This window comes from Prochlorococcus sp. MIT 0701 (genome assembly GCF_000760295.1).
Classification (GTDB): domain Bacteria; phylum Cyanobacteriota; class Cyanobacteriia; order PCC-6307; family Cyanobiaceae; genus Prochlorococcus.
Genome location: NZ_JNBA01000015.1, coordinates 23,143 through 34,461, shown reverse-complemented (window position 1 = coordinate 34,461; position 11,319 = coordinate 23,143). Strand labels below are relative to the sequence as shown.

Annotated in this window: 10 protein-coding genes and 1 pseudogene; 4 read left to right on the top strand and 7 right to left on the bottom strand. The window is 53.3% G+C overall.

Annotation, left to right across the window (positions count from 1 at the left end; all coding sequences use genetic code 11):
- Positions 1-313 (bottom strand): annotated as a pseudogene (locus tag EV12_RS14565) (hypothetical protein); the annotation flags it as partial.
- A gap of 41 nt (positions 314-354) precedes the next feature.
- Between EV12_RS14565 and EV12_RS03920 the strand changes: the two are divergent.
- Positions 355-816: a peroxiredoxin gene (locus tag EV12_RS03920; RefSeq protein ID WP_036912231.1), complete on the top strand. Its 462-nt coding sequence runs from the start codon at positions 355-357 to the stop codon at positions 814-816.
- A complete protein-coding gene (locus EV12_RS03915; RefSeq protein WP_036912228.1) occupies positions 813-1,553 on the top strand; it encodes a DUF1350 family protein in 741 nt (246 codons plus the stop codon). Before EV12_RS03920 ends, EV12_RS03915 begins: the two co-directional genes overlap by 4 nt.
- On the opposite strand, the gene acs is transcribed toward EV12_RS03915, so the two are convergent.
- Complete coding sequence (acs, locus tag EV12_RS03910) at positions 1,554-3,530, bottom strand: acetate--CoA ligase (protein WP_036912226.1); 1,977 nt, start codon at positions 3,528-3,530, stop codon at positions 1,554-1,556. It lies immediately after the preceding gene.
- Positions 3,531-4,497: 967 nt separating this feature from the next.
- Between acs and EV12_RS03905 the strand changes: the two genes are divergently transcribed.
- Positions 4,498-5,175, top strand: a complete 678-nt coding sequence (locus tag EV12_RS03905) for an HAD family hydrolase (RefSeq protein WP_036912253.1) — start codon at positions 4,498-4,500, stop codon at positions 5,173-5,175.
- 5 nt (positions 5,176-5,180) lie between these two features.
- Here EV12_RS03905 and sds read toward each other — a convergent pair whose 3' ends face one another.
- From sds to EV12_RS03880, 5 genes are read right to left on the bottom strand one after another with little or no spacing between them, the layout of a single operon-like run.
- Positions 5,181-6,152: a solanesyl diphosphate synthase gene (gene sds, locus EV12_RS03900; RefSeq protein WP_036912223.1), complete on the bottom strand. Its 972-nt coding sequence runs from the start codon at positions 6,150-6,152 to the stop codon at positions 5,181-5,183.
- A 22-nt stretch (positions 6,153-6,174) separates the two neighbouring features.
- On the bottom strand, positions 6,175-6,981 hold the full coding sequence (gene murI / locus EV12_RS03895) for a glutamate racemase (RefSeq protein WP_036912220.1): 807 nt from the start codon (positions 6,979-6,981) through the stop codon (positions 6,175-6,177).
- Entirely contained in the window at positions 6,978-8,072 is a 1,095-nt protein-coding gene (locus tag EV12_RS03890; RefSeq protein ID WP_036912218.1) for an N-acetylmuramoyl-L-alanine amidase, read from the bottom strand. Before EV12_RS03890 ends, murI begins: the two co-directional genes overlap by 4 nt.
- 4 nt (positions 8,073-8,076) lie before the next feature.
- Complete coding sequence (locus tag EV12_RS03885) at positions 8,077-8,898, bottom strand: carbon-nitrogen hydrolase family protein (protein ID WP_036912214.1); 822 nt, start codon at positions 8,896-8,898, stop codon at positions 8,077-8,079.
- A gap of 42 nt (positions 8,899-8,940) precedes the next feature.
- Entirely contained in the window at positions 8,941-9,672 is a 732-nt protein-coding gene (locus tag EV12_RS03880) for a 2-phosphosulfolactate phosphatase family protein (protein ID WP_036912212.1), read from the bottom strand.
- A gap of 64 nt (positions 9,673-9,736) precedes the next feature.
- Between EV12_RS03880 and EV12_RS03875 the strand changes: the two genes are divergently transcribed.
- Positions 9,737-11,302 carry a UbiD family decarboxylase gene (locus EV12_RS03875; protein WP_036912208.1) on the top strand — a complete coding sequence of 522 codons (1,566 nt, stop codon included), beginning with the start codon at positions 9,737-9,739 and terminating at the stop codon, positions 11,300-11,302.
- Positions 11,303-11,319 lie beyond the last annotated feature (17 nt).

The window sequence follows — 11,319 nt, the reverse complement described above, 5'->3', positions numbered from 1 at the left end:
CCACTGGTGCATGAGGTTGCGGTAAAGAGACAGCCTCTGAAGTAGAGACAGCCTCTGAAGTAGAGACAGCCTCTGAAGTAGAGACAGCCTCTGAAGTAGAGACAGCCTCTGAAGTAGAGACAGCCTCTGAAGTAGAGACAGCCTCTGAAGTAGAGACAGCCTCTGAAGTAGAGACAGCCTTTGAAGGCGTGACAACTGCCTCTTCTGCATTGAGATCGGGGAGAAGATCCAACTGACCAGCTCCAAACAGATGCTGCTTTGCTTCCCCCACGCCGAGTTCATCGATCGATTGCTTGTATTCTCCCGCACCCATCAAGGGGCTCTCTAGGGTGCGTCATAGATGCGAGCTTCTGCATGGCCCTTCAAGTTGGTGATAAGGCTCCTGCCATTGATCTGGTCGATCAAAATGGCAACAAGCGGCGTAGTAATGCTCTCAAAGGCAAAGTACTCGTGTTGTTTTTCTATCCCAAGGACGACACTCCTGGATGTACAGCTGAAGCTTGTAGCTTTCGAGACAATTACTCAGTTTTTGAGAAACTCGGTTCTGAAGTCTGGGGGGTTAGTGGAGACGATGACATCAGTCATCGGAAATTTGCAGAGCGACATGGCCTGCCCTATGCATTATTGAGTGACAAGGACAACACACTGCGGCGAGCCTTTGAAGTTCCTCGCACCCTTGGGATGCTGCCAAGCCGAGTTACTTACGTGATTGATGGCCAAGGAACAATCCGCCATATTTTTAATAATCTCCTCGATGGTCCTGCTCATATGCGTGAGGCATGTCGCGTCGTGGAGGAAATCAAAAAGAAACGATGACCAGATGGAGACGCCTCGGCAACGTCTGGGGACTCTGGCCAGCTCAGCCAATCGCACTGGTCGAGATGGTGGGGGGCAGTTATTTGGCGGCGAGCCCCCAGCTCAGCTACCGACGATTGCTTGAAGGTTTAGCTGACCACAATCTGGCGGTTCATGCTTGGGGCTATGTGCCAGGCTTCGACCATCAGGCTCAGGCCAATGAAGCTTGGAAACATTTGCGTCGTTGTCGACAACAACTTGAGGCCAGAGTCGGAGAGCTTCCCACACCACTTCGCTTGGGCCATAGCCTTGGCTGCAAGTTGCATCTTCTAGCCCCAGATGGAGGTCGTAACAGCAGTGCTTTGGTGGCATTGAGCTTCAACAATTTCACGGCTGATCGTTCGATTCCCATGCTTCGCGAACTTGCACCAAAGCTTGGTTTTTACACGGAATTCAGCCCAAGCCCCAATGAAACATTGCGATTGATTCGCGAGAGTTACCACCAACCTCAGAACTTATTGGTGAGTTTTGGGAATGACAGCCTTGATCAGAGCCCAAGCCTTTTGCATAGTCTCCAGCAGCGAGTGGAAGATGCAACACAAAGCTTGCATCTTCCAGGCGATCACCTCACCCCAGCCAGTGCAGGATTACGGCAGAACCTTCTCGGCGACTGGGCGGATGACTCCGCCAGGGCCGAGACTCTGAATCAATTGGTGGAAACGATCTCCTCTTGGGCAAGTCCATCAACGAGGTCGTGATCAGGCCCTAAGCCGATCAAGCACGGAGCGATCTTCCAGGGTGCTGGTATCACCTTTGACCTCCTCTCCAGCGGCCAAAGCCCGCAAGATTCGGCGCATAATTTTGCCGCTGCGGGTCTTGGGTAAGGCATCACTGCAACGGATCTCATCAGGTCGAGCAATGGGGCCGATTTCCTTGCCCACATGAACACGAAGCTCCTGAATCAAAGCATCACTCACTTCCCTGCTTCCCTCCAAGGTGACGAAGGCCACGATCGCTTCACCTTTAAGGTCATCAGGCCTTCCAACCACTGCCGCTTCAGACACTGCCGGGTGACTCACCAATGCCGATTCGATTTCCATCGTGCCAAGACGATGGCCTGAAACGTTAATCACATCATCCACCCTGCCCATCACCCAGAAATAACCATCACCATCTCGACGAGCTCCATCGCCTGCGAAATAGATGAAACTGCCATCCTTAGGGCGTAAGTATTCCCAATAGCTCTCTCTAAAGCGTTGAGGATTTCCGTGCACGGTGCGCATCATTCCTGGCCAAGGACGTCGCACGATTAGATAGCCACCATCGTCAACGGCTACCGGCTCGCCTTGTGCGTCAACCACATCGGCCTCAATACCTGGTAGCGGAAGGGTCGCAGACCCTGGTTTCGTTGGTGTGGCACCAGGCAATGGGCTGATCATCACTCCACCGGTCTCCGTTTGCCACCAAGTGTCGACAATTGGGCAACGATCACCACCGATCACCTCTCGATACCACATCCAGGCTTCAGGATTGATGGGTTCTCCGACGGTGCCTAGCAACCGCAGACTGCTCATGTCGTATTGATCGGGTACAGCCCGACCACTTTTCATAAATGCCCGAATCGCCGTAGGTGCGGTGTAAAAAATCGTGATCCCGTGCTTCTGAATTAGCTCCCAAAAGGCCCCAGGCTTGGATGGGCGTGGTGCTCCCTCATACATCACTGTTGTAGCCCCATTGGAAAGAGGCCCATAAACAATGTAGCTATGGCCAGTGATCCAACCCACATCGGCTGTGCACCAGTAGACGTCTTCGTCACGAATGTCGAAGATCCACTTGAAAGTGAGGTGAGCCCAGAGGTTATAGCCTGCTGTGCTGTGCACAACGCCCTTTGGTTTTCCAGTGGAGCCAGAGGTGTAGAGCACAAACAGGCGATCTTCACTCGCCATGGGTTCCGCCGCGCACTCTTGCGATTGAGCTGACACAAGCTCGTGCCACCACTGATCCCGACCAGGTTCCATCACCACGCTTTCTTTCGTGCGTTGCACCACCAGCACCGACATCACGCTGGGGCAGGCACCCTCGGCCAATGCAGCATCCACTGCTGGCTTCAAGGCAACGGCCTTGTCCTTACGAAAACCACCATCAGCAGTGATCACGGCTTTGGCTTCACCATCGACCAAACGATCTCTAAGGGCTTCAGCGGAAAAGCCACCAAAGACAACAGAATGTGGGGCTCCGATACGGGCGCAAGCCAACATGGCAATGGCCGCTTCTGGGACCATTGGCATATAAAGGGCAACCAGGTCACCTTTGCCAATGCCAAGAGCTTTCAGCGCATTGGCAGCCCTGCACACTTCAGCATGAAGTTCCCGATAGGTGAAGCGCCGCACATCACCTGGCTCTCCCTCCCAGATCAGGGCTGTTTTATCTGCCTTCGGGCCATTGAGATGGCGATCAAGACAGTTGAAGGAAAGATTTGTCGTGCCTCCTTCAAACCAACGTGCAAAGGGAGGATTCGACCAATCGAGAACCCTATCAAAGGGCTCAAACCATTCCAGCTCACTGCGGGCAGCTTCACCCCAGAAACTGTCAGGATCAGTTTTGGCTTGCTCTGCCATCCGACGATAGGCTTCCAGGCTGCCAACCATCGACTGTGAGGCCAGCTCTGCGGAGGGATGAAAGACGCGCTGCTCCTGCAGGACTGACTTAATGGTGCCGGATGGATCAGGGGACATAAGGCAATCAATGACCAGTGATTTTCTGCATTCAAGCGATTAAGCGCAGGGACTACAGCGCTGTGACACGCTTGTTTAAACGAACCCCATCAGCGACAGTCTCTGAGGGGTATCTAAATGAGTACAAAATGAAAGGGTGAAAATCTGAAATAAGATAAAATGCACGAAGTAAAATGATCAATTCAAAGTCTTTTCCTATCTGCTTGCCGGCCGCCAAATGTAATTATAAAAAATACATTCATGCTAACGGTGAAAAGAATGCTCATAGCAGCACATCGATGGACCAATTCTGCGGGCAGTACATTGACTCGGAATTACTTAAATATGACACTTGTGATTAGGTCGTAAAGTCGATTGTAAAAGCGATGCCGGCTAAGTTGATTCCTGCTATTGATAAACTCCAAAAATGCATTCATCCTCTGACCTAGATGCTAATAATTCATAGGTGTCGAATTTCATCAGGTCGGCCATCTTGTGCTTCCAGAATTTGTTGAAACATCTCAGCAGCATGATTGCTTGGCGGCCATATTCACTACTTCAGTTGAGTGGAAGCTTAGAGATTTGTTGAATGCCTCTAATGGCAACTTTCTTTGAGTAAGAGGATTATCTTGCTTAAGTCATCTCATCATGCTTGGCTTGTCTGACAAGTGTTGGTTTTGTGCTGCATAGCACATGTATCTCTGATTGACGACAAAGTCCTCTGATGGGCCAATAAGCCGCAAGCCAAGTAGAGACTATATCTCAATTCGAAATCGCAGGTTTGAGCTGAAAATGCGATGACTGCTTCTTTTCATCACTGATGAGCAGTCTCTCTTGCTAGGTGGGCCATTTTTACAGTAAAGGTGTTAAAAGTATGAGTTGGGCTAAAAAACTCCTGTTAAACCATTGACAACTTGCATCCAATTGAAAATAACTGAGTTGGATATTGAGTTTTAATCAATTCAATCGAGATGGTGAGCATTGGTTCATGTCCTTCCCTGCGGCCTGCTTGTTTGACCTAGATGGTGTGTTATTGGATACTGAACCTCTACATGCTCAGGCCTGGTCTCAAGCAGCGGCTGTCTTCGCTACCAGCCTCAGTACAAGTCAGTTGTCGATGTTAAAAGGTCGGCGTCGGCTTGATTGTGCTCAGCTGGTCAACAACTGGTTGAACACCCCGGTAGGGATCGAACAGCTCTTAGCTGTGCGCCAGCCGATCGCAAACCACCTGCTCAGTCAGGCCAAAGCCATGCCTGGAGCAGAGGAACTGGTGCGCTGGTGCTACGACCACAGGCTGCCAATGGCCATGGCCTCCAGTAGTACGGCAGATGCCGTGGCATTCAAAAGTATCCATCACACCTGGCTTGCACTGATTCAGACTCGAGTTCTTGGCGATGATCTATCTCTTAGAGCAGGCAAACCCGCGCCAGATCCTTATCTACTTGCCGCACGGCGGCTGGCGGTCCAGCCGACTGCCTGTTGGGCATTGGAAGACTCTCAGGCCGGCACAGAGGCTGCCTTGGCCGCAGGGTGTCATGTCTGGGTGCTGAGCGAAAATGAAGCCGACATCAATTGCGATGGCAAGTTTAAAGATGAGAATCCTCGTCAAATCGCTCAGTTAAAAACCGTTCTTGATCATCTCCAGCAGGCCTGGGATGCACTCTAAAAAGCTCAGTAGAGACGGCTTAAAACAAAATCAGGTAGTTCCATTAATGCACGCTGGCAAGGTGAATCTGGCAGCCAAGTGATGGCTTCACGAGATTCCCTGGCAAAATCTTCAGCCAACTGACGGCTGCGTGAAATAGCCTGCGAATTACGCACCAGCTCTAGGGCTTGATCAAGATCGTCCTCTTCGCTGAACTCTCGCTCAATCAGACCAGCTAGAGCCAAATGCTCCTCTAGCGCATAGAGAGCCGGTGCAGTTAGATAGCCACTGGCCAAATCACTCGCGGCAGGTTTCCCTAATTGCTGTTCACTGCCTGTGAAGTCGAGGATGTCATCGACAACCTGAAAGGCGAGTCCAAGCTGGCGACCGAAGTGATGCAGTAATTTCTGATGCTCAACACTCTCACCACTAAGCACGCCGGCAGCCTGCACACTGTTAGCCATCAGAGAAGCCGTCTTGCAATAGCTCTTCTCCAGATATGTCGCAAATGATTGGCCGGTGTCATAGCGATAGAGGCCCTGCTTCACCTCCCCATCGGCGAGGTCCATGATGACCCGACTTAGAAGCTTGACAACAGCCAAGTTATCAAGATTAGCCAGATGCCAACTGGCCTGTGCGAATAGAAAATCACCTGCCAAAACCGCAACGCGATGATTGAAACGGCTATGAACAGTGGCCACGCCTCGGCGAGTGGCCGCCTCATCGACGACGTCGTCGTGAACAAGAGAAGCCGTGTGGATCATCTCGGTAATCTCCGCCAGCCGACGATGGCGGGCCGAGAGATCACCATCAGCAGATAAAGCTCTTGAGATCAACAGCACAATGCCCGGGCGAAGGCGTTTGCCACCGGCACTGAATAAGTGCTCTGCCGCTGCCTGAAGAATGGGATGACCGGCACCAATCAAGCTGCGCAGATCAGTGAGCAGGGTCTCAAGATCCAGCTCGACCGGCTGCAGCAGCTCAGTAACGGTGGCCATGGATTCCCTCGGTGGAGTGATCTTACGAGGCGCAGGCAGGACATTGCAGTGAAACCAACTCAACTTGAGGACGCTCACCCAACCACGGCGTAGCACGTGTAGCAAAGCCCTCGGGGTTGTCAGTTACGCAGAAACGTGTAGAGGTAAGCGACAGCGATGTTCCCAATGGGATCGTTGGGGTACCCAATAGAAGATCAAGCTCGCGCGCCACACCGATAGCAGGATCAATCAAGCGCACATCGTGCGGCAAAATCTGTCGCAAGATTGGTTCAAGAAGAGGATAGTGAGTGCATCCGAGAACCACTGCTTCCACCTGTGCAGTCAAGAGTGGATTCAGATACTCACGCGCCGCCTGATAAAGCTCCTCGCTGCTGAGTTGACCAGTCTCAATCAATGGCACAAAGGCCGGACATCCCTGCTCAATAACCATCGTGCCTGGTCGAGAGATCTCAATTTGTTTGCCATATGCGCCTGATGCAGCAGCAGCAGGAGTGGCCAGTACTCCCACACGCTCTTCCGAAAGCATGTTGGCTGCTGCATCGATCAACCTCACTACAGGGATCCCTCCCGCAACCGCTTCAGCCACATCAGAAGCCAACGCATTCGTGGTGTTGCAAGCCATCACAACCGCAGTCACTTGCTGGTCTCGTAACCACTGGACAACCTCCTTGGCGATCACTCGGATTTCATGCGGCATGCGGTTTCCGTAAGGGACTCGGGCGGTATCACCGAGATAGAGGCAAGACACCTTCCCATGGCGCTCCAGCACTCGCCTGAGCACAGTCAGCCCACCCACGCCGCTATCAAATAATCCCAAGCGAGGCTTCAACGGACCCCCTGCAAATAGTTGAGGATGCCAGTAGCAATAGCCAGAGCCAACTTGCGGCGATGGGCTGCTGAAGCCAGCCGAGGAGCATCCAGCCGTCCTGTTAAAAAACCTGTCTCCACAAGGGCGGAGGGCATTGTGGTTCGTCGGATGACAAAGAAACGGCCCCGTCTGACCCCTCTGTTTGGGCTCCCAGGGGAGACGTTCAGCACCTGTTGCTGGATATGAGACGCCAACCTGGCTGAACGGGAATCAGAGAAATAGAAGGTTTCGATTCCATTGACCTGTGGTCTGGACATGCTGATGGCATTGGCATGAATGCTTACAAATGCAGTAGCACCTACTCGATTGGCGATCGCTACTCTTGGCGGTAGATCCACATCCACATCAGCTGTGCGGGTCATGATGACCTGCACCCCTCGAGCTTCTAATAGCTGGGCCACCTGAAGGGAAACATCGAGAACAACATCCGTCTCACGCACCCCGCGAATCCCTATAGCACCAGGGTCTGGACCACCATGACCAGGGTCAATGACAACTCTAAAGCGCCCGCGGGGGACATTCGGCAAACCAGAGGCATTGATAGGCGTTCGTGTGGGGGTAATCCGGATTCCAGGAGCCCATCGGCTCAAAGTTGATGCTGTCAGGTCTCCCTCACCGATACGGCGAAGCCCACGGGTCGGTAAGCCTTCGAAGTTGAGCTTCCAGCGGTCCGGAGAGGTTCCTACCAGCTTGAGCTGATTTGGATTCAGAGAGATTGATGGTTTGAACTCAATCACCAGTCGAGTTGATCCAGGCGTTGGTTTGCCCAAACGAATCGCACGCACCGGCCCGCTACCCCGCAGGCTGCGGGAGCGGCTCAATTCTCCAGGAAAATCAATCCAGACCTTTGCTCCTTGGGCACCATCCGCCGGTTGAAAGAATGCTTCTAGACGGGCCCCTCTTGATGTACGCAACTGCAACACCCCGTCGTTTCCAAGTGCCCAGGCCGCCAAAGCGCTTGCCGCTTTGGCCGGCAACGCTGCCAAAACCAAAGGGATCTGCAAGGCACCAACCACCAGCAGGATGAGACGGCGGGACGGAGCCGAGGCCATTGGCTCAGAACAGTGCTGACTGCCGGTGTTGGAGGCTTGGCATTTGCGCGCGAATGCGACCAATGTGTGAGTTATCCACAGGGGCAATGGCAGCACCCTGACTCACCCCTGCATCAGCCAAGACGGTTCCCCAGGGGTCAATCACCATGGCATGTCCATGGCTCTGCCTACGGCTGTAATGACGACCTGTCTGGGCAGGTGCAAGCACATAGGAGGTGTTCTCGATGGCCCTGGCCTGCAGTAAGACCTGCCAGTGATCTTTTCCGGTGAAAGCCGTGAAGGCTGCAGGAATCATCAATAACTCGGCGCCAGCAGCGACGAGATGGCGATAGAGCTCAGGGAAGCGCACGTCGTAGCAGATGGATAGTCCCACCCGACATAGTCCTGGTACATCCACGACCGGGGGTAGTTCACGACCAGGCGTAATCGTGGCCGATTCCCGATAGGTGTTGCCTTCAGGCAGATCCACATCGAAGAGATGAATCTTGTCGTATCTCGCTAGCAGTTGACCATCACGACCAACCAATTCGGCTCTGTTTACCGTGTGATTGCTATCTCCTACAGGCACAGGGTAGCCACCGCCCAGAAGCACCACCTGGTAGCGCCTTGCCATGGTGACCAGAAAGCGGCTGCATTGCTGAGCTAAGTCTTGTGCAAGCTCCAGCCGTCGCTCGTCATCACCCATAAAGGCAAAATTTTCAGGTAATCCAACCAATTCCGCACCACGGCGGGCAGCGAGTTCGATCTGCTCTTCGGCAGCAGCAAAATTGAGCTCTGGCTCCGAGGTGCTCGTCAGCTGCAAAGCGGCTGCCAGAAAGTCGTTCACAGGGTTGATACAGAGAGCGAGACTTTAGATCGCAGTGTGGTTTCAAGAGGCACAAAGGACTCCTGGTTTGACCTGAACAGGAACCACAGAAAGCCGATCCAATTCAGCACAACATCTGAAATCTGCATCGTGATCGCCAAGCCCAATTAAGCGTTGCCCATGGCTGGCTTGACGAAGACAGGCTTCTGGATCTTGCTTCCACTGCTGCCAAAGGGCTAGAGCAGCAGTCAGTTCGTCGTTCACGACATAAGCCTCATCAGCTGCAGCATCCAATAGCAAATCGGCCAATGCTCCTGCTGCTAAAGAATCCTCCAGGGAGTAGGCCCCTTCCCAGCCACTACCAACAATCCAAAGTTGCTCAGGTGGATCCATCAACAAGTGGTCTGCAACAGCCTTGCGGTTCGGTAGTGCCAATGTGTACAAACGCTGAACTCCACGCACTCGCTGCAACGAGCGCGTGCCGTTGGTCGTGCTCATAAATAGTCTTTTGCCAGCCACTTGCTCTGGCACTACAGCGACGGGGGAATTTCCCAGATCAAATCCTTCAATGCGCTTTCCGCCTCGCTCACCAAGCATCAAGCGGGAAGACTCCGGCCATTGAGCAGCGCTTTGCCTCAGTTGGTCCAAATCAGCAAAGGTCTCAACAGCTTCGGCACCGTTGTTTAAAGCCCAGGCGATGGTGGTGGTGGCTCTGAGAACGTCGATGACGACAGCAGCGTCAGGCTCAGTCCCCTGAGGCACATCCGCGGCCACATGGAAATAGGCGAGCTGCATGGCCTCGATAAGGAACGACGTGCGCCACAGTAACTAGATCATTTTGCTGCCTGTCTCACCAACCATGCCCCTGCTTCGTCGCGGACCTGCGTCCCAAGACATGCGGGACTTCCTAGCCCTACTTGATCAACGTGGCCAACTAAGGCGGATCAGTGCCCCCGTAGACCCAGATTTAGAACTAGCCGCTATCACTGATCGGGTACTGGGCCTGGGAGGACCGGCCCTGTTGTTCGAAAACGTGATTGGTTCATCGATGCCAGTGGCAGTGAATCTGATGGGCACCTTGGAGCGAGTGGTGTGGAGCATGGGTTTGGACAACGCTCAGCAACTTGAGGATCTGGGTACTCGTCTGGCTCTGCTGCAGCAACCAAGGCCGCCAAAGGGTCTGCAAGAAACCCGACAGTTCGCAAGTGTGTTTTGGGATTTGATCAAAGCGCGACCAGACCTGGATCTCACACCTCCCTGCCACCAGCAGGTGCTGCGTGGAGATGCGTTGAATCTCGACAACCTGCCTTTGATCCGTCCCTGGCCAGGCGATGCCAGTGGTGTGATCACCCTGGGTCTTGTGATTACCAAAGACCCGGAAACGGGAGTGCCGAATGTGGGGGTCTATCGCTTACAACGCCAATCGCCAAAGACCATGACGGTGCATTGGCTGAGCGTTCGCGGCGGAGCCAGGCACCTACGCAAAGCTGCTGCCATGGGCCAGAAGCTGGAGGTAGCCATTGCTATTGGTGTTCACCCTCTGCTGATCATGGCCGCAGCAACCCCGATTCCTGTGCAACTCAGTGAATGGCTTTTTGCTGGTCTTTATGCAGGAGAGGGTGTACGTCTCACTGGTTGCAAAACACTTGACTTGCAAGTCCCTAGCCACAGCGAAGTGGTATTGGAAGGAACGATCACACCAGGTGAGGAATTAGAGGATGGCCCATTTGGTGACCATATGGGCTTCTATGGAGGAGTGGAGTCTTCACCATTGGTGCGCTTCCACTGCGTGACTCAACGCCGCGATCCGATTTTCCTCACTACGTTTAGCGGCCGCCCCCCCAAAGAAGAAGCGATGCTCGCCATCGCCTTGAACCGCATCTATACGCCCATCTTGCGTCAACAGGTGTCGGAGATTGTTGACTTCTTTCTACCGATGGAGGCCCTCAGTTACAAGCTGGCGGTGATTGCAATCGACAAGTCTTATCCAGGACAAGCCAAGCGTGCCGCGATGGCTTTCTGGAGCGCATTGCCTCAATTCACTTATACAAAATTCGTTGTCGTGGTAGATGCAAACATCAACGTGAGAGATCCACGTCAAGTGGTATGGGCTATCGCTGCACAGGTCGATCCGCAAAGGGATCTCTTTGTACTTGAGAACACCCCCTTCGACAGCCTTGATTTTGCTAGCGAACATCTAGGGCTCGGAGGCAGGATGGCTATCGACGCCACCACTAAGATTGGCCCTGAGAAGCGCCATGAATGGGGCGAGCCACTCAGTCGGGATGCAGATCTAGAAAGCAGGGTGGATGCTCGATGGCAGGAGTTGGGGCTGGAGGATCTGGGCAGCAAAGAACCTGATCCAAGCCTGTTCGGTTATGTGATGGAGAGCCTTTGTCGTCAAGCGATGGTCAAAAAGACCTGAATTAAAAATGGACTGTT

Coding starts and splice junctions, on each gene's coding strand:
- EV12_RS03920 (WP_036912231.1), top strand. CDS start 355: ATGGCCCTTCAAGTTGGTGATAAGGCTCCTGCCATTGATCTGGTCGAT.
- EV12_RS03915 (WP_036912228.1), top strand. CDS start 813: ATGACCAGATGGAGACGCCTCGGCAACGTCTGGGGACTCTGGCCAGCT.
- acs (WP_036912226.1), bottom strand. CDS start 3,530: ATGTCCCCTGATCCATCCGGCACCATTAAGTCAGTCCTGCAGGAGCAG.
- EV12_RS03905 (WP_036912253.1), top strand. CDS start 4,498: ATGTCCTTCCCTGCGGCCTGCTTGTTTGACCTAGATGGTGTGTTATTG.
- sds (WP_036912223.1), bottom strand. CDS start 6,152: ATGGCCACCGTTACTGAGCTGCTGCAGCCGGTCGAGCTGGATCTTGAG.
- EV12_RS03890 (WP_036912218.1), bottom strand. CDS start 8,072: ATGGCCTCGGCTCCGTCCCGCCGTCTCATCCTGCTGGTGGTTGGTGCC.
- EV12_RS03880 (WP_036912212.1), bottom strand. CDS start 9,672: ATGCAGCTCGCCTATTTCCATGTGGCCGCGGATGTGCCTCAGGGGACT.
- EV12_RS03875 (WP_036912208.1), top strand. CDS start 9,737: ATGCCCCTGCTTCGTCGCGGACCTGCGTCCCAAGACATGCGGGACTTC.